Genomic DNA, 17,786 nt, shown 5'->3' on the forward strand with positions numbered 1-17,786 from the left:
GTGGACGATCTGACGGAACCGGAACAACGCCTCTGGGACGCCTTCCCCGAATCGCTCGCCACCGACCTGGCCGGAGCGCCCGTCCGCGCCTCGGTCATCGCCGCGCTTGCCCTGGGCGTCCGCCCGGTCGAGCCAGGCCGCACCCCTGCCGTCCGGCTGTTCAACGCCCGCGTCACCGGGCAACTGGACCTGTCCCTAGCGTCCGTCCCGCATCCGTTGATCCTGGTCGGCTGCGAGTTCGATGAGGCACCCGTCCTGGACGGCGCGCAGATGTCCGCCCTCACCCTCGTGCGCGCGCGATTGCCCGGGCTCCAAGCGCTCGGAACCCGCATCACCGGCGCGTTCAGCCTCCTCGAATGCCGCTGCGACGGCACGCTCTGGCTGGACGGCACCGACATCACCGGCATCCTGGATCTCACCGGAGCCGAGCTGCGCGGCGACCCGGCCGTCCGCGCCGACTACCTGACCGTCGGCCGCGACCTGAGCTTCCGCGACGCCGCGATCGACGGCAAGGTCAGCCTCTGGAACGCCCGCATCGGCCAGACCCTGAAACTCGACGCCGCCCACCTCTCCGCCCCGGACGTCGCCTTCGACGGCGACGGCCTCGCCATCGGGGACGGCCTCTTCGCCCGCGCGATGGAGGCGTCCGGCGAGTTCCGCCTCCAGCACGCCCGCATCGGGCGGCTCTGCGACCTCACCGGCGCCCGCCTCGCCAACCCCGGCGGCGACGCCCTGCGCGCCAGCGCCCTCAAGGTGGACGGCACGCTGGAGATGTCCGGCGGCTTCACTTCCGAGGGCCGCGTCACGCTCCGCGGCAGCACGCTGACCGGCACGCTGCTCATGGACGGTGCGACGCTCGCCAACCCCGGCGGCCAGGCGCTCTACGCTCCGAACACCGAGATCGGCAGGAGCGTCCGGCTGTGCGACGGCTTCTCCGCCGAGGGCGGGCTGACCTTCTCCGGGGCCCGCGTCGGCGGCGGCTTCCACCTGCTCGACTCCCGGGTCTCGCAACCCGGCGGCATCGCCGTGACGCTGGCGACCGCGTCCATCGGAGGCGGCCTGAGCCTCCGGCGGACGAGGCTGGCCGGCGCTCTCGACCTCACCGACGCGCAGGTGACCGCCAGCCTCACGCTCAAAGAGGCCCGCATGGACGGCGTCACCGGCGCCCGCGTCAAGGTCGGCGGCTCGGTGGACTGCTGCAAGGGTTTCACCGCCCGGGGCCGCGTCTCGTTCACGTCCGCGGAGATCGCCCGCGATCTCTGCTTCGACAGCGCGACGATCGACGGCGACCTGGAACTGAAACGCTCCCGCACCGGCATCCTGCGCTTCGCCGAAACCACGAAACTCCTAGGCCAAGCCGACCTGCGCCACGCGACCACCAACGTCCTGGCCGATTTCCCCAGCGCGTGGCCCGAAGCCGTCCGGCTGGACGGCTTCGTCTACGAAACCCTGCACCGTCCCATGCCGGTAGGCCCCCGCCTCCAACTCCTGACACGGGACACCGACGGCTACATCCCTCAGCCCTACGAGCAGTTAGCGGCCGTCTACCGGCGCACAGGGCACGAAGGCGCCGCCCGAGACGTCCTCCTAGCGAAACAACGCCGCCGCCGAAGCGTCCATGCGCTCCCCCAACGCCTCTGGGGCTACGTCCAAGACTGGACGGTCGGCTATGGCTACCGCCCCATGCGAGCCGCCACCTGGCTCATAGCCCTGCTGACCCTGGGCACGCTCATCTTCACCTGGCATCACCCGCCGGTCCTGAAACCCGACGAGCACCCGCGCTTCAACCCGTTCCTCTACACGCTCGACCTGCTCCTGCCCATCATCAGCTTCGGCCAGGAGAGCGCCTTCGCCCCCAAGGGCACCGACCAATGGTTCGCCGCCGCCCTCGTGGCCTCCGGCTGGATCCTCGCCACCACCATCATCACCGGCGCCACCCGAGTCCTCTCCCGCCAGTAGGCGTCACCAGAGAATGCGCTCCACCAGCCGCCAGACATCGCTGTAAGGATTCAGATGCGGATCCCGCTCACCTTCATGCAGCTTCTTGGCACGCTCGCATGCCTGGTCGACTCCGGCTTCGAAGTCGGTGAACCTGGTCTTCGCCTCGCTCCAGCCGGGCACTATGCTCGACAGCGTCTTCTTCGCCTGCTCCGCCGAGGCGAACGGTGCCGCGCGGTCCGTGTGATGCAGAAGCAGCCACGTTTCGAAACTCGGGGTCTACAGGGCGAACTCGACAGGAGTGCCGGAGGACTCGGCGCGCAGCCGACCGATCAGCTCGCGGTCCAGCTTGGTGTCCACGACGCACCAGACCTCGTCGTACTCATCGGTGCAGCGCCGGACGGCCTCGCGAACCACCCCGACGTGATCACCACCCGGTGCGTCGACGGCGAGCTCAGGACCACGCCGCGTGCGCATTCCCGTGAAGTACCGCTTCTCCGTCTTCCCCTCGCAGAGGATCAGAAAACTGGCTCTTTCCTTCTTGGCACCACTGGGACGACGCCGCAGATCCGTGGTCCTGGCCACTGCCCCTTTCGTTTGCTTACATCCGCTGGGCTTCGGAGTTCTGGGGGACATCGGCGGGTTCCTCACGAGCGGCCAATGCGGCGATGAACAGCTCATCGTTGACGACTGGCACGGCACCATACCTTCCTGCGAGGTACCGGCGCTCTCGGTTCTCATCCTTGCGAGGCTTGAATTCGGAGAGCGGGAACAGCTCGGTCTCCCCGGAATCACCTTTTTGGGTGAACCAGATCTGGTCCCGGTGGAGCACCTCGACCCCCTGAACGCGACCGAGAAGGGAGGGATCATGGCTGGTGAACACCAACTGGGCACCGCGCGGATTGGTCTCCGGGTCCTGGAACAGCCTGATCAGCTGAGCGCTGAGGAACGGATGCAGGCTGGCATCCAGCTCGTCCACCACCAGGAGGTTGCCCCGGTCGAGCGAGTAGAACGTCGGAAGACTCAGGTCGAGCAGCGCCCTCGTACCTGCGGACTCCTCATCGACGCCCAGCGAGAAACCCTCCGCCCCGTCAAGGTGGCGAAGGCTGAGACGACGGAGTCGCTCCCGCGCCGCCTGCCCGGGAAATCTCATCCATCAACTTCATTCGCGCGTGGTACTCAGCGTCGTCCTCCTCACGGATCTCCGCCCGTTCGATTCCCGTGTCAGCGGCACGGAGCAGAGTGGAAAGCCGGTCGAGGTATCCCGCCCGCTCCCATCCCGGCAGGGTCCGCATGTGCCGCCGGCCGAAGCCTCTCCCGGTGGAATGGTCACGAAAATCACCGCTGGCGAACCAGTCATAAACTGGGCGAACCGACTCCTGGCGCGTTCGTGCGGCGACCGATATGAACAGCACGTTCGGCTCGGTGAACTGCTCGATCTCCCTCAGGCTTCGCGGAGTGCTCTCGCCGTACCGGTAGCCGTCTCGCGTCCGATGGAACACCGTCCGCTCACGGCCGCGCGGGTAGCTGTACATCCATTCTTCGACGACACCGCCGTCATCGACCGAGAAGCCGTACGTGTGTCGCACACCGTCGATCGACACATCGGTGACGTAGCTCGATGAGGCGGCGCCGTCCGCGCCCGCGAAGGGGTACCGCCGCACACCGGCGTCGGGCTCGCTCTCCCGGAACGAACCGGTCACCATCGCTCGCGCGTATCGGAGGGCATCGAAAAGATTCGACTTGCCCGAGGCGTTGGGGCCGAAGACCCCCACCACCGGGAGCGCCTGCCACGAGGGCGCCTCGGGAAGTCCGAAGCGTAGGACGAGGTGAGGAGCAACTGTTGCTCGTCCCTGATCGAACGATGGTTGGCAGTGCGGAAACTCAGCATCATCTGGATCGAAGCCCCCTCTCATTCCCGGCTTACCCCGCAAGCTTGCCGAAAACTCGCGCACGAGGCCAGTAACTCCATGCAATCACATGAGTCGGTGACGTGGCCGGGACCTTCGGGACTCAGGGGACGCGGGCGACGGCGCAGTGCATGGAGACGTCCTCGACGGGCGGGCGGTGTTCGGGTGGGGTGTCGGGGCGCCATTCGACGACGGAGGTGATGCCGGGGTCGAGGAGGTCCAGGCCGTCGAAGAAGCGGGCGAACTCGGCGCGGGAGCGGTTGCGGAAGGGGATGCCGCTGCGCTGGTTGGCCTCGTTGACAGCGGCCAGCTCGTCCGGGGTGAGGTAGTCGGCGGTCGCGTTGGTGATGATGACGTGGCTGCCGGGGGCCAGGGCGTTCACCAGGGTGCCGACCTTGCCGTAGGCGTCGTCCTCGTCGGTGAGGAAGTGGGTGATCGCGACGAGCAGCAGCGCGACCGGCTTCGTCAGATCGAGCGTCTTGTGGAGGACCGGGTCGGCGAGGATGCGCCCGGGGTCGCGCAGGTCGGAGTCGAGGTAGGCGGTCGCGCCCTCGGGCGAGCTGGTCAGCAGGGCGCGCGCATGCACGAGGACGATCGGATCGTTGTCCACGTACACGATGCGGGACGACGGGTCGATCTCCTGCGCGATCTCGTGGACGTTGCCGGCGGACGGCAGGCCCGTGCCGATGTCGAGGAACTGCCGGATGCCCTCCTCGCGCGCGAGGTGCCGGACGGCGCGCTGCATGAAGCGGCGGTTCTCGATCGCGGCGAGCCGGATCGTGGGGAAGCCGGACGCGACGGCCTCGCCGGAGACGCGGTCCGCCTCGAAGTTGTCCTTGCCGCCGAGCCAGTAGTTGTACCGGCGGGCGGGATGCGGCTTGCTGGGGTCGATCCCCCGGGGGGCGCGCTCAACGCTCACACGGCACCTCGATTCGGGCGGCTCCTGCCTGATCATTGTGCCGGACGGGCGGCGGTTCGGGCGTTCGGGGTGGAATGCCGGGTGGATTCCGGTCATGATCGGTGCGCTTCGGTCGCGACGACGCGGAAGGCCCTTCCCTATGAGTGTCCGCTACAGCCCCTTCGACTTCGACGTCCAGAAGGACCCGTACCCGGTGTACGAGCGCCTGCGCGAGGAGGCCCCGGTCTACCGGAACGACGAGGACGACATCTGGGTCCTGTCCAGGCATGAGGACGTCGAGGCCGCGCTGCGCGACTCGGCGCGGTTCTCCAGCGTGAACGGGCTGCGGATCGAGCCCGCGTTCTGGGGCCCGGACGCCGAGCGGTTCTTCTCGTTCGTCGCCATGGACCCGCCCAAGCACTCCCGCATGCGCGGCCTGGTGTCGCGGGCGTTCACCGCCAAGCGCGTCGCGGCGCTGGAGCCGCGGCTGCGCGAGATCGCCCGCGGCTACCTCGAACCGCTGCTGGAGGCCGGGGAGTTCGACCTGATGTCGGACTTCGCCGCGCGCTTCCCGACCGACGTGATCTCCGAGCTGGTCGGCGTCCCGGAGGCCGACCGGGACCGGGTCCGCGACCTCGGCTCGGCGATCATGCACCGGCCGGAGGACGTGCCCGGACCGGTCACCGACCTGCCGCCGGAGGCGCTCGCCGCGATCGGCGAGCTGGTCGGCTACTACACGCAGCTGACGATCGAGCGCGCGAAGGAGCGCCGGGACGACCTGCTCTCCGGCCTGCTGGACGCGTCGGAGGGCGAGGACCGGCTCTCCCCCGAGGAGATCGTCGGCGTGCTGATCCTGCTGGTCGGGGCGGGGATCGAGACGTCCATGCTGCTGCTCGGCAACTGCTGGCACGCGGCCTGGACGCACCCGTCCGCCCGCGCCGCGGCGCTGCGCGGCGGCCGCGTCGACGCGTGGATCGAGGAGACGCTGCGGTACGACCCGTCCACGCAGGCCCTCGCGCGCACCGCGACCGAGGACGTCGAGCTGCACGGCGTGACCGTCCCGAAGGACGGCCGCGTGCTGGCCCTGCTCGGCTCCGCCAACCGCGACCCGCGCGTGTTCGACGCGCCGGACGCCTTCGACCTCGACCGCGACACCGGCCGGGCGCTCTCGTTCGGCATCGGCCGCCACCACTGCCTGGGCTCGGCGCTCGGACGGCTGGAGGCGCGCGTGGCGCTGACCGAGATCGCGTCCGCCGTGGCCGACTTCGAGCTGGACGAGTCGGGCGTGAAGCGGATCTACTCGTCCAACGACCGCGGCTTCGTCGCCCTCCCGACCCGGATCACCGCCCGGCACTGAGCGGCTGGCCGCAGCTCGGCCTCAGTGGTCGGGGTGGAGCGCGCCGCCGATGTAGGACGCGGCGAGCAGCGTGAAGATGTACGCCTGCAGGACCTGCACGAAGATCTCGAACGCGGTCAGCAGCACCGACATCGCCACCCCGACCACGCCGAGCCCGAACCCCGCGACCGTGGGCCTCTCCAGCAGGAACCACCAGGCCACGGTCGCGAAGAAGGCCAGCAGGATGTGCCCGGCGAACATGTTCGCGAACAGCCGCACCGACTGCGTGAACGGCCGCAGGACGAGGTGCTGGAGCAGTTCGATCGGCGCGTAGAGCACGTACACCCAGGCGGGCAGGCCGGGCGGGAACATGACGTTCTTGAAGTAGGCCGCGAACCCCTGCGTCCGGACGCTGACCACCAGGTACAGGACGTAGCAGACGAGCGCGAGCAGCAGCGGCATCGCGAAGTGCGAGGTCGCGGGCAGCTGCAGGACCGGGACGTCCCCCATGAGGTTCATGGCGAGGACGAACAGGAACAGCGGCAGCAGGAACGGCATCCAGCGGTCGCCGTCCTTGCCGATCATCGGCCGCGCGATCTGGTCGCGGACGAACAGGTAGCCGAGCTCCCCCACGTTCTGGACGCCGCGCGGGACCAGCGACGGACGCCCGAAGGCGCGCCAGCAGAAGAGGCAGACCGCAACGGCGGAGAGGACGATGAGGAGAACCGGCTTGGTGACCCAGTGGGGCAGCACGCCCGGCCACAGCGGCCCCCACTGGAACAGCTCGCCGCCGGGGGCGTGGAAGTCGTCGGACGCGGTCGGCATGCGGCCCTCCCGAGGCATGATGATACGCCTGTACCAAGTAGATATGGTACAGGCGTACCACTAACGTCGGAAGAGGCGGTCGAGGTGGTAGGCGAGGATCGCGCGGGCCTCCGGGCCGTCCCGGTGCCCGGCCATCACGCCGGAGCCGAGCCCCTGCGCCATCGTGAACAGCCCGGCGGCCGTGGTCAGGGCGTCCAGCTCGGGGTCGATCTCGCCCGCCTCCTGCGCGCGCGTGATGTGGTCGGCCAGGAACCGGTCGGTCGCGCTGTGATGCGGAGCGCCGACGCGTTCGGCGAACTCCGGGTCGTCCAGCATGAGGACGAAGTAGGCGTTGTAGGTGCGCCAGAGCCGCCGGCCCTCATCGTCCAGCGGCATGACGGCGGTGAGCGCGCCCTCCAGGACCGCGCGCGGCGGGGGCGGGGACGCCCCGCCGGCCTCCTCGCCGATCCGCGCGATCATGCGCGCCGACATCCGCTCGCCCAGGAACGGGACCGCGCCGAGCAGCAGCTCCTGCTTGGTGTCGAAGTAGTACTGGACGAGCCGGAGCGACACCCCCGCCTCCGCGGCGACCTCGCGCATCGTCGCCGCCTGGAGCCCGCGGTCCCCGGCGATCCGCAGCAGCGCCTCGGCGATCTGCCTGCGCCGCTGCTCGTGGTCGACCTTCTTCGGCACCGCGCCGCGCCCTCCCGTCTCCCGGAATCCGATCCGGCCAGCGTACGGCGCACGCGGGCGCGAAGGCGTCGGGTACGGTCGGCGGCATGTCCGGGTCCAGCACGAGTCCGAAATCCCCGCGCGCACCGCGCCTGCCCAGAGAGCTCACCCCCGCCGGACGGGACGACGCCGAGCTCGTCCACGACGCCAAGCGCCTGTCCCTCGACTTCGGCGCGCTCGACCTGTTCACCCCCGAGGACGACCCGGAGGACGTGACGTTCGAGCGCTGCCGCTTCACCGACACGCGCCTCGCGGGCCTCACGCTGCACCGCGCGGGCTTCGCGGACGTGGCGTTCCGGGGCAGCGACCTCGCCAACCTGCGGCTGTTCGACTCCCGCCTGTTCAACGCCGCGGTCACCACCTGCCGGATGACCGGCACCCAGTTCAGCGAGTCGGGCCTGCGCGACGTCACGTTCGACGGCTGCCGCGCCGACCTGGCCGGATTCCGTTTCGCGGTCCTCCGGAACGTGGTGTTCCGCGACTGCAACCTCACCGAGGCCAACTTCCAGAAGGCCGAGCTGCGCGACGTCCGGTTCGAGAACTGCACGCTGGTCGCGGCGCAGTTCAGCCAGGCGTCCATGCGGGACGTCCGCTTCGACGGCTGCGACCTGTCCGGCCTCGGCGGCGTGGACGGCCTGGACGGCGCGACGGTCGCACCGTCCGACGCCCGCTCCCTCCTCCCCTCCCTCGTCCACGCCCTCGGCATCACCATCGCCGACTAACCGCCGACCCGGCACAGGAGGATCAGGGGGGCTTGGGGGCTGCGGCCTCGCGGGCCACCAGGCGGCTCAGGCGGCGGCCGAGTTCGTCGTCGATCGGGGCGTGGTCGAGCATGAGCCGGTACCAGAGGACGCCGTAGACGACGTCCATGAGCAGTTCGGGATCGGCGTCCGGCGCGACCTCGCCGCGCGCGGCGGCGCGGTCGAGGATCGAGCGGAACGCGGCGCGCCGGGCGAACAGGAAGCGGTCGCGGAACTGCGTCGCGAACGCGGGGTCGAGCAGCGCCTCGGCCATCAGCCCCAGCAGCAGCGGGCGCTGCCCGCGCTGGCGGAAGGTCGCGGCGAGGAACGCGTCCAGGTCGTCCTCCAGCGAGCCGGTGTCGGGGAGGGCGACCGCCTCGTCCGCCCACTCGATCACGGCCTCCAGCACGACGTCGGCCCTGGACGGCCACCAGCGGTAGACCGTCTGCTTCCCCACGCCGGCGCGGGCCGCGATGCCCTGCATGGTCAGCGCGCCGTAGCCGCGCTCCTGGAGTTCGCCGATGGCCGCGTCGAGGATGGCCCGCCGCGCCGCCTCGCTGCGCGGGCGGCCCGGGCCGCGTTGTCCGGTCATGCCCGCCACTTTACAAGACGCCGCGTCTCGGATTAATATCGAGACGCAACGTCTAGAAAAGGAGCGCAGGATGCGCGTCGTCATCATGGGTGGCACCTCCGGCATCGGCCGCGCGGCGGCCGAGCGGCTCGCCGGGCGCGGCGCGGAGGTGATCGTCACCGGCCGCGACCCCGAGCGGCTGGCCGAGCTCAAGGCGGTCGTGACCGCGGCCGAGCAGGTCGACTGCGCCGACGAGACCGAGGTCCGCGAGTTCCTGGAGCGGACGGGCGAGATCGACCACCTGGTCCTCGCCTTCAGCCCCGGCGGGATCGCGATGGGCCCGGTGGCCGAGGTCGGCGCGGACGCCGTCCGGGCCATGTTCGAGGGCAAGCTGTTCGCCTACCTGACCGTGATCAGGCTGGCGCAGGGCCGGGTGAAGGGCTCGATCACGCTGCTGTCGGCCGCGTCCGCGCGCGCCGCGAACCCGGGCACGGCGGTGCTCGCGGCGGTGAACGGCGCGATCGAGCGGATCGTCCCGCCGCTCGCGGCCGAGCTCGCGCCCGTCCGGGTGAACGCCGTCTCCCCCGGCCTGATCGACACGCCGTGGTGGTCCTTCATCCCGGAGGAGCAGCGGACCGGCGCGTTCGACCAGTTCACCGGCGCCCTCCCGGTGCCGCGCGCCGGTCGCGCCGAGGAGGTCGCGGACGCGATCGCCTACCTGGTGTCCGCCGAGTACGTCACCGGGACGATCCTCCCGGTCGACGGCGGCGCGACCATCTCGTAGCGGACCAACTCGCCGAACCGGCGAAGTCGATCGATCCAGATCGCCGCCCCGGCGAACACCGCGACGAACACCGCGACGAGCGACGGTCCCCGACCCGGTCCCTTGCCGGACCGGGCCGGGGCTCATGTCACGGCGGGGGCCGGGTCAGGACCAGCGGTTGCGGCGGACGAGGTGGTCGAGGGGTTTGCGCATCGAGCGGAGGCGGGCGCGGTCCGCGGGGTCGCCGTCCGGGGGCTCCGCCGGGTAGCCGAGCGTCATGATCCCGACGACCGCCACGTCGCCGGGCATGCCGAGCAGCTCCTTCAGCTCGTCCGTCCGGTGGACGATGGCGAAACCGGAGGCCAGGCCGGCGTCGATGGCGGCGAGCTGGAGCAGCATCATCAGCGCGCCGGAGTCCACCCACCAGTACGGGGTGGGCCAGGTCATCTCCGCGCCCTCGGCGTTCACCTTGTCGGGACGCCGGTAGCGCTCGTGGTAGGCGTCCTCGCTGACCCCGAGCACCAGCAGGATGGGCGCGACCGACAGCCACGGCTCGCGCCCGCGGTCCAGGTACCAGCGCTCGTTCGCGATCTCCGCGATCCGGGTCCGCGTCTCCGCGTCGGTGACGGCAACGACCCGGTGGCCCTGGCTGAATCCCGCGCTCGGTGCCCGCCGGACCACCGCGATGACGCCGTCCAGGACGTCCTCGGGAACGGGGTCCGGCCGGTACAGGCGGACCATCCGGCGACGGGGTAGCACCTCGCTGAACTCCATCAGACTCCCTTTCGGCGGGGGACGAGGGGGTATCGGTAGGCGGGCAGCAGGGGCAGGGCGACGGCGGTGGCGAGCGCGCGGTCGCGCGGGGGCTGCGTGCTCAGCCAGCGGTCGTCGCGCCGGACCCGCAGCGGGCCGCGCCGGAGCCTGTCCGGATTGCCCGTCACGGTGTGGTTGACGTGCAGGACGGCGTTGCCTTCGGTGTCCACGGGGGGTTCGCCGGTGAGGTCGGCGAGCCGCATGATCCGCTGGAGCGCGGCGCGCGGGTCGCGGGTGAAGTCCTCGTAGCGGACGCGCAGGTAGCGTTCGGGGAAGGCGCGCCCGATCAGCTCGGACGCGAGGTTGAACGCGACCCAGTAGCCGGTGCTGCGCCCCGGGGCCATGGCCGGGATGTACTCCTTGACCGTCCGCCAGGACTCGGCCGTCGCGCGCGGGTCGCGGACGACGTGCAGGACGCGGACGTCCACGCCCGGCACCCGGCAGAGCGCGGCGGCCTCGGCCGGGAACTTGCCGCTGTCCACGATCACCGACGCGCCGGACTCCGCCGCGATCGCCTCGTACAGCCGGACCATGTCCCCGACCGCTTCGGGTTGGCGTGCGGTGGACAGGCGGGCGCGGGTGTGGCGGGTTCTCAGCGACAGGTCCTGGCGGTGGACGGCCTGCTCGGCGTATTCGCGCCGCTTGTCCGGGTCGTCCCCGGCGACGCGGGTGAGGACGGCCGACCAGAGACCGCAGTCCTCGATCTTGTCGCCGCAGCCGCACAGCCGGTTGGTGCCGGTGCCGAGCACGCCGTTCGTCCACAGGTAGCGCAGCTCGCCGACGTGCTCCACGCCGTCCAGCTCGGCGAGCAGGTTGCCGATCAGGGTCGTCCCGCTGCGGCACCAGCCCGTGATGTAGAGGACCCGGGTCACGCGCCCCTCCCGCCGCGCGCCGCCAGCACCTTCCGGACGGCCTGGACGAGCTGGTCGCAGTCCCGCTCGCCGAGGTTCGCCGAGAGCGGGATGTCGATCGCCTCGTCCAGCCGCCGCGCGGTGACCGGAAACTCGGCGCGCGCCTTCGCCGCGTCCGGGAACAGGAACCGCCAGTTCCAGAACGCGCGCACGTTGGTGTCGCCGGGATCGCCCAGCGCGCGGGCGGCGATGCCCTCGGCCCGCAGCGCCGCCGCGATCCACGCGGTCTGCGCGGACGACGCGTCCGGAACCCGGAAGACCAGCGCCTCGCCGAGGTAGGCGCGATCGGCCACCGGACGGCGCAGTGCCACGTCCGGCAGTTCCGCGAGGCCCGCCGCCACGCGGTCGTGGTTGCGGTGGTGCGCCGCCAGCCGCTCAGGGAGCCGGCGCAGGAGACCGCGCGCGAGCGCCGCCCTGATCTCGTCCATCCGGAGACCGAAAATCGGCATCGCCAGGTCGTCCACCGGCGGCGGGTCGCCGTCGAAGTGCCGCGCCATCCGCCCCTCGTACGCGCCCGCGTACACGATCGCGCGCGCGTGGACGTTCGGGTCGCTGGTGAGCAGGAAGCCGCCTTCGCCGGTGTTCAGCGACTTGTCGGACTGCGTGCTGAACGCCCCGACGTCCCCGAACGTCCCGAGCGGACGTCCGTTGAGGCGCGCGCCGAGCGCCGGGACGGCGTCCTCGACGACCGGGACGCCGAACTCCCTCGCCACCTCCAGGACGGCGTCCATGTCGGAGGCGAAGCCGCGCATGTGCACGACGACGATCGCCTTGACCTCCGGTGTCATGCGCCGGCGCAGGTCCGCGACGTCCAGGTGCAGGTCGTCGTCGCACTCGACCAGCACCGGCCGGTGCCCGGCCAGCCGGACCGCGCTCGGCGTCGCGGCGAACGTGAACGCGGGACACGCCACGGCCGAGCCGGGCGGCAGGTCCAGCGCGAGCAGCCCGAGCGCGATCGCCGTCGTCCCGCTGGCGCAGGCCAGCGCGTGCGGAACGCCGAAGAACGCGGCGAGGTCGCGCTCCAGGCCGCCGGTCTGGGTCAGCTCGTAGGGCCGGTGGTCGTAACGGAAGTACAGGCGGGCCCGGATCGTCTCCAGGACGAGGTCGAGATCCTCGTCCTCGATGAAGACGTCGCCTTTGTCATAGGTCGGCCAGGGCTCGGCGCGCACCGGCCGCGCGCCGTCGATGGCGAGTCGGTCCGGTTCGACGTCCACGGACATCTGGGATCCTCCAGGGAGCGGGCGGGTCGTGGGGCGGAACATCAAGGCAGCGGCGACTGCGCCTGCGGCGGCTGCGGGGACGACGCCTGCTGCGGCGCTTGCGGCAGCGCTTGCGGTGGCGCTTGCGGCAGCGCTTGCGGTGGCGCTTGCGGTGGCTGCGGCTGCGGCTGCGGCAGCGGTGACGGCGGCGCGAGCGCGAGCAGGCTGGGCACGACGTCCGGACGCGCCATCCGGAGGGCTCCGAACCCGATCCCCGCCAGCCCGGCGAACAGTCCAGGCACGGCCCGTCCCGCCCCTGAAGTCCCGCGCGCGACCAGCACAGGCCCGCTCGTTTCGGGCATCGCGGACATCGCGGCGAACGTTGGGGGCATGCTCGCGCCCTCGGGGAGATCGATCCGAGCCAGCTCGGGGAGATCGACCCGGGCCAGCTTGGGGAGATCGACCCGGGCCAGCGCTCCGTGGCAGAACGAGTTGCCGTCATCGGGCGCGGTCTCGCGCCGGCGGACGGCCTCAAGCGCTCGTTCGAGCAGCGCAGCAAGCTCGTCGTCGCCTTCGCCGAGTTCCTTCAGCGCGAGCGCGGTGCCTTCGGGTCCTCGGCACCATCCGGCTCCATCTTCCGGACGGGCGGACAGCAGCAAACGCCGCGCCCGTTCCGCGTACCGCGCGTCCGGCACCAGCCGATGCAAGCGAGCGAGCGCAACCGCAGCGCCCGGCGCGCCGTAGCCGAACCCCGGTCCGTCAGGCGCTCTCACCAGGAGCTGATCGCCTGCGGCCCGCGCCATGTCGAGGATCGCGTCATCGGGCAGGACGGCATGCAGCGCGAGCGCCGAGAACACCGTGCCGGCCGCGCCGTCCAGCGCGTCCGACTCCTCGGGCACGCCCTGGCGGATCAGCGTCGCCCGAGCACATTCGGCCAGGTCAGGCCGCTGATGGACGGCCGCGGCGTGGGCGAGGTAGTAGACCGCGCCGAGTCCGTGCAGGCGAAAGCGGTCGTCGCGGGTGGGCATCTCGGCGGCAAGCTCGCAACGTCGTCCGATTTCGTCCCCAACGTTCTCGGCCAGTCGCGCGTTGTTACCAGTGAGAGCCGAGAAGTAGGAGAGGAACAGCCCGATGCCAGGCAGACCGTTGTACAGATCAAGCCCGGCGGCCGCGACGCGCCGCGACGTGCCGTCCACCCACTCGGATGTGATCCACCCGATCCGGCCGCCGCCGTCGCGAACCGCCGTCTCGTCCAGCTCCTGGGCAACCCTGTCCGCCACCCGTCCCGCCCACTCCAAGGAGACCGCCCCCGCGTAGCCACCCTCCGGACCTCCCCCGGTGCTCGTGGGAGGGGACGGCGGCGATGCGGTGCTGGGCGTTGGTGTGGGCGTGGATGTGAGAGGCGGCGGGGTGGTTTCCAGGGCGATGTCGATGATGCGGGTCTGGAAGCGGAGGTCGTCTTCGTTCAGGGAGTCGAGGCGTTCGGCGATCTCGGCGAGGGGTGTGCTGGGGAGGACGTCCCGGAGGACCGTTCCGTCCTCCAGCCAGAGGTGGCGGTGGCCTGGGCGCAGTTCGAAGACCGGGACTTCGCCGCGCCAGAGCGCGTCACGTTCGACGTCGATGAGGCGCTCGCGTTCCGGGACACCGGGCCATCCCGCGTCCAGCCGGGCGAGGCCGCGTTCCCGCTCGTCCGCATGCCGCATGGCTTCCGGGCGCCAGCTCTCCAGCAGCAACCGGACGTACAGGAAGGTGGATAGCTGAACGAGTCGGATCGAGACGTCCGCGCATCCCGCGAGCGGAGCGTCCTCTCCATCGGTGGACGACAGGAGGGCGTCGGTGGAGGTCAGGAGGGCGGAGCCTGAGCGTGCGAGGAGGCGGTAGGCGAAGCGGTGCCCTTCGTGCAGCGCGTCCCGATGCGGGCGCGGGTCGAGAGGCGTGCCGTCCTCGTGGCGTGCGCGTCCGGGAGGCGCGGGGACGGTCCGGTAGCCGCGGCCGACGCGCATCCGGTCCGTCCCGGGGTTCTCGACCTTGGGTGTCGGGATCAGCGTCCTGCGCTCGACGGGCCCGAACGGGCTGATGTCCACGCCGAACGGACGCTCGGTGAAGACGTCCGGCATGACCAGCGGACCGGGGAGCAGCCCGGTGCGCAGCACGGACGTGGCCAACCGCTCGGCCGCCGGATCACCCAGCCGCGCGCGCCGGACGAGCGGCTGCGTGAGTTCGGTGTGGAACAACGCCTCAAGGTCGATGACGACCGGGTCCGCACCGTCCGCGATGACGTTGTCCGCATGCAGGTCGAAGCCACCGACCGCGTGCATCAGCGCCAGCAGGGCGCCCGTCCGCCAGAGCAGCGCGGGCGCGTCGGCCTCGGCGGTCGGCGCCGCCTGGACGAACTCGCACCAGCCGTGGTCACCGCGATCAAGAAACGTCAACCGCCGCAGCGGGAACCGGGGCCCGCGCTCGTTGAACCACCCGAGCAACCGGTCGAAGGCCAGGTCGATGCCCAACCCGCGCGGCTTGTAGACCACCGTGGCGTTCTCGAACCGGACGAGCGCGACGGTCCGTCCGCCCCGATGCGTCTCAGCCGACCCGAACTGCACCGACCGCAGCCCGCCCAGCCCGCCCGCGTCCACGTCCCCGTCCGCGTCCACGTCCGCGTCCCCGTCCCCGAACACGTCCCGAAGTGCAGGTAGATCTGTGACAAGGTCCCGCGCGAACGCGATCCGCGCCCCCACCCACCCGTCCAGCACGTCCACCACCTGCCGAGCGAGCACCGGATACGCCGCCCAGACCTCGACCGCCCGCCGAGGCTCCCGCAACCCCCGCACGAACTCCCGAAATCCCCGCTCCCCGCCATCCCCCGCCTCCCCCGCAGGCACGGGCGTCCCCGCGGGTACGGGGGTTGGGGCGGATTTGCGGAGTTCCTGGGCTAGGGACGGCTCGACGGCCATGGTGAGCCAGCCGTAGGGCGGGTCGACTGAGAGGGCTTGGGCAAGGTCGGCAGGGAGGGCGGCGATGAGCCTGCGGCGCGCGGCGGCCAGCAGGGGGCGAGCTATTTCAAGGAGCCCCAGGTCGTCGGGCAGTCCGCCAGCAAGGTCCAGGTCGTCGGGCGGATCGTCCGTAAGGGGCTGCTCGGCGGGCGGATCGTCCGCATGAGGCTGGTCGGTGGGAAGTTCGTGCGGCTCCGCGAGGTGCTCGTAGGCATTGCGGAAGGTGCGGTGCCAGGCGGGCTCGGACGTCTCGTCTTCACTCGCCCGCAGAGCGTCCCACCAGGGAATCCCCCACTCAGAGGGTTTGCCTCCGCGGTCTACCGCCGAAGCTGCGCGTCCGCGCTCGACTCCGGGTCGTTCACTGCGGCCGGGCTTCGGGGCCGGCTCGCGGGGTGCGGGGGGCTCGCGGGTTGTCGCGTCGTTTGCGGGGTCGGTATGGAGCGGCGGCGGGGTGGGGTGGACGGGGCAGGCGGGCGCAGGGCGGCGGGCCGGACGGGGGCCAGTGCCGGTCAGCGGATCCAGGACCGGGTCGGTATAGGAGGAGCCGGAGGGAGGCGGGGGTCGCCGGATGCGCACGGGGAGTGAGTTCCCGCGCGCCGGGGCGGCATCGGGGGATGGGATATGCCGCTGGTCCCGGGGGGAATGGTGACGTTCCGCGTTCGGTTCGTCGATGAATTGCGGCACCCCATCACCTCGAACGGTCCGAGACCAATCGGCTGGGCCCGTTCTATCACGGCCAGTATTTATCCAACAAGATTGCGCCACCCCCTTTCCATTTGTGCGCGCGTTGCTTAGTCTCCGAACTGGCGCAGACAAGATCGAGTGCGCCGAACCGGCCGGACCGCGATCCGGAACGCGCCGGAAACGGCTTTACACGATGGGAGTTCGCCGTGCTGGACTACCTCATCGACGATCCGGCCCTCCGCAGCCGCAGCGTGGGCGAGGAATTCGCGCTCGCCGTGGCGCGGGCCGGCGGCGGGGACGCCGCCGTCCGGGTGCGGACGCCCCTGACCACGCTGTTCCCGCTCGCCTCCACCCGTCCCCGGCCGACCGTCCGCGAGCAGACCAAGGGCGGCACCGTCACCGAGCACGCCCTGCGCTACGTGCGCGAACTCCGCGACGAGGAGGGCGGCGAGCGGTCCGGCACGGTCTACGCGGGCACGCCCGAGGCGGTGTTCCGGCCGTCCGTGGCGAAGGCCGAGCTGACCGAGCTGTCGGTGCGGGTGCCCGTCCCGGCCGAGCTGTGCGCCGACCCCGCGCTGCTCGCGCGGTTCGTCGAGCACCGGGTCGTGGTGCGGCTGTGCACGGTCGAGAACGAGGTGCTGCTGCGCGGCTCCGCGGACGGCGCGATCACCGGGCTGCTCGCGGCGCCCGGCGTGCGGCACGGCTCGGCCGGGCCGAAGCGCCTGCTGGACGCGCTGATGGACGGCTGCGCCGGCGTCGAGGAGATGGGCGGCTCGTGCGACGGGCTGGTCATGCACCCGGCGAACTACTGGCGGCTGGTCGGTTCCGGCGCGCTCCCCGCGCTGGACGCGGCCGGCCTGCGCATCACCCGCACCCGCATGATCGACCGCGACCAGGTGCTGCTCGGCGACTTCCGCGCCGGGATCACCCTGCTGGACGGCGAGGAGTCGACGCTCGCGCTGCGCCGTCCTTCCGCGCCGGACGGCTCGGCCGCGATCGTCGCGACGATGCGGCTCGGCCTGGCCCTGCACCTGCCGCAGCACTTCCTCCTGCTCGAACTCTGACCCCCGCCCGACGACGCACTCTTCCGCCCCGCTCCCCGCCTCAGACCAGCTCCTCGCCCAGACCAACTCATCGCCCCGGCTTCAGCCCCAGACCAGCTCCTCGCCCCGGCTTCAGCCCCAGAACCAGCTCCTCGCCTCGGCTCCCGCCCTAGACCAGCTCCTCCGCCCGACGCGCGACCCTCCCGAGCTCCCCGCCCGACGCCACTCCGGATCCATGCCCGACGAACCCCGGCTCCCCGCCCGTCGCACCGCGTCCGCCCAGCTCCCGGCCGGGCGAGCCGCCCTTTCCGCGGGTCCCGCCCGCCGAACCGCCTTTTCTCCGCTCCCCGCTCCCGTCGTCCCGGAGATCACCGGGCACAAGCCTGGCCGAATTGGAGGTGAGCCGCATGCGCACGCCCCCGTGGTAACCCGCCGGGCACGTTTGTTCCGGCGA

The 17,786-nt window shown here is 71.5% G+C and carries 15 protein-coding genes and 1 pseudogene; 5 read left to right on the forward strand and 11 right to left on the reverse strand.

Features of this window, described 5'->3' with window-relative positions; translation table 11 throughout:
- Complete coding sequence (locus FHU30_RS26385) at positions 1 to 1,959, forward strand: hypothetical protein (protein ID WP_253879318.1); 1,959 nt, start codon at positions 1 to 3, stop codon at positions 1,957 to 1,959.
- A 3-nt stretch (positions 1,960 to 1,962) separates the two neighbouring features.
- Here the strand turns inward: FHU30_RS26385 and FHU30_RS47710 are convergent.
- From FHU30_RS47710 to FHU30_RS26410, 4 genes and pseudogenes are all read right to left on the reverse strand, one after another.
- Positions 1,963 to 2,643, reverse strand: a pseudogene (locus FHU30_RS47710) (RloB family protein).
- Positions 2,540 to 3,091, reverse strand: a complete 552-nt coding sequence (locus FHU30_RS26400) for an AAA family ATPase (protein ID WP_253879321.1) — start codon at positions 3,089 to 3,091, stop codon at positions 2,540 to 2,542. Before FHU30_RS26400 ends, FHU30_RS47710 begins: the two are co-directional and overlap by 104 nt.
- Positions 3,030 to 3,716, reverse strand: a complete 687-nt coding sequence (locus tag FHU30_RS26405; protein ID WP_253879323.1) for an AAA family ATPase — start codon at positions 3,714 to 3,716, stop codon at positions 3,030 to 3,032. Before FHU30_RS26405 ends, FHU30_RS26400 begins: the two co-directional genes overlap by 62 nt.
- A gap of 235 nt (positions 3,717 to 3,951) precedes the next feature.
- Positions 3,952 to 4,767, reverse strand: a complete 816-nt coding sequence (locus tag FHU30_RS26410) for an SAM-dependent methyltransferase (RefSeq protein WP_253879324.1) — start codon at positions 4,765 to 4,767, stop codon at positions 3,952 to 3,954.
- Positions 4,768 to 4,906: 139 nt separating this feature from the next.
- Here FHU30_RS26410 and FHU30_RS26415 point away from each other — a divergent pair, with 139 nt between their 5' ends.
- The gene (locus tag FHU30_RS26415) at positions 4,907 to 6,103 is read left to right on the forward strand and encodes a cytochrome P450 (RefSeq protein ID WP_253879326.1); all 1,197 of its coding nucleotides are present in this window, start codon (positions 4,907 to 4,909) and stop codon (positions 6,101 to 6,103) included.
- 21 nt (positions 6,104 to 6,124) lie between these two features.
- Here FHU30_RS26415 and atpB read toward each other — a convergent pair whose 3' ends face one another.
- Both atpB and FHU30_RS26425 read right to left on the reverse strand, forming a co-directional pair.
- Positions 6,125 to 6,907 (reverse strand): F0F1 ATP synthase subunit A, encoded by a 783-nt coding sequence (atpB, locus tag FHU30_RS26420; protein WP_253879327.1) that lies wholly within the window; start codon positions 6,905 to 6,907, stop codon positions 6,125 to 6,127.
- Between the two features lie 60 nt (positions 6,908 to 6,967).
- Positions 6,968 to 7,579 carry a TetR/AcrR family transcriptional regulator gene (locus FHU30_RS26425; RefSeq protein WP_253879329.1) on the reverse strand — a complete coding sequence of 204 codons (612 nt, stop codon included), beginning with the start codon at positions 7,577 to 7,579 and terminating at the stop codon, positions 6,968 to 6,970.
- An 86-nt stretch (positions 7,580 to 7,665) separates the two neighbouring features.
- On the opposite strand from FHU30_RS26425, the gene FHU30_RS26430 reads away from it, so the two are divergent.
- Positions 7,666 to 8,340, forward strand: a complete 675-nt coding sequence (locus FHU30_RS26430) for a pentapeptide repeat-containing protein (RefSeq protein WP_253879331.1) — start codon at positions 7,666 to 7,668, stop codon at positions 8,338 to 8,340.
- 22 nt (positions 8,341 to 8,362) lie between these two features.
- On the opposite strand, the gene FHU30_RS26435 is transcribed toward FHU30_RS26430, so the two are convergent.
- Complete coding sequence (locus FHU30_RS26435) at positions 8,363 to 8,950, reverse strand: TetR/AcrR family transcriptional regulator (RefSeq protein ID WP_253879332.1); 588 nt, start codon at positions 8,948 to 8,950, stop codon at positions 8,363 to 8,365.
- Positions 8,951 to 9,020: 70 nt separating this feature from the next.
- Here FHU30_RS26435 and FHU30_RS26440 point away from each other — a divergent pair, with 70 nt between their 5' ends.
- Positions 9,021 to 9,713 (forward strand): SDR family oxidoreductase, encoded by a 693-nt coding sequence (locus FHU30_RS26440; RefSeq protein WP_253879334.1) that lies wholly within the window; start codon positions 9,021 to 9,023, stop codon positions 9,711 to 9,713.
- Between the two features lie 144 nt (positions 9,714 to 9,857).
- Here the strand turns inward: FHU30_RS26440 and FHU30_RS26445 are convergent, their stop codons facing one another.
- From FHU30_RS26445 to FHU30_RS26460, 4 genes are read right to left on the reverse strand one after another with little or no spacing between them, the layout of a single operon-like run.
- Positions 9,858 to 10,466: a nitroreductase family protein gene (locus FHU30_RS26445; RefSeq protein WP_253879335.1), complete on the reverse strand. Its 609-nt coding sequence runs from the start codon at positions 10,464 to 10,466 to the stop codon at positions 9,858 to 9,860.
- Entirely contained in the window at positions 10,466 to 11,377 is a 912-nt protein-coding gene (locus FHU30_RS26450) for a sulfotransferase (protein WP_253879337.1), read from the reverse strand. Before FHU30_RS26450 ends, FHU30_RS26445 begins: the two co-directional genes overlap by 1 nt.
- On the reverse strand, positions 11,374 to 12,636 hold the full coding sequence (locus FHU30_RS26455; protein ID WP_253879343.1) for a DegT/DnrJ/EryC1/StrS family aminotransferase: 1,263 nt from the start codon (positions 12,634 to 12,636) through the stop codon (positions 11,374 to 11,376). Before FHU30_RS26455 ends, FHU30_RS26450 begins: the two co-directional genes overlap by 4 nt.
- Before the next feature lie 41 nt (positions 12,637 to 12,677).
- The gene (locus FHU30_RS26460) at positions 12,678 to 16,181 is read right to left on the reverse strand and encodes a type 2 lanthipeptide synthetase LanM family protein (protein WP_253879344.1); all 3,504 of its coding nucleotides are present in this window, start codon (positions 16,179 to 16,181) and stop codon (positions 12,678 to 12,680) included.
- 314 nt (positions 16,182 to 16,495) lie between these two features.
- Here FHU30_RS26460 and FHU30_RS26465 point away from each other — a divergent pair, with 314 nt between their 5' ends.
- A complete protein-coding gene (locus FHU30_RS26465; RefSeq protein WP_253879346.1) occupies positions 16,496 to 17,353 on the forward strand; it encodes a family 3 encapsulin nanocompartment shell protein in 858 nt (285 codons plus the stop codon).
- Positions 17,354 to 17,786: the final 433 nt, after the last annotated feature.

The sequence above is a fragment of the Actinomadura rupiterrae genome, assembly GCF_024172125.1.
Classification (GTDB): Bacteria; Actinomycetota; Actinomycetes; order Streptosporangiales; family Streptosporangiaceae; genus Spirillospora; species Spirillospora rupiterrae.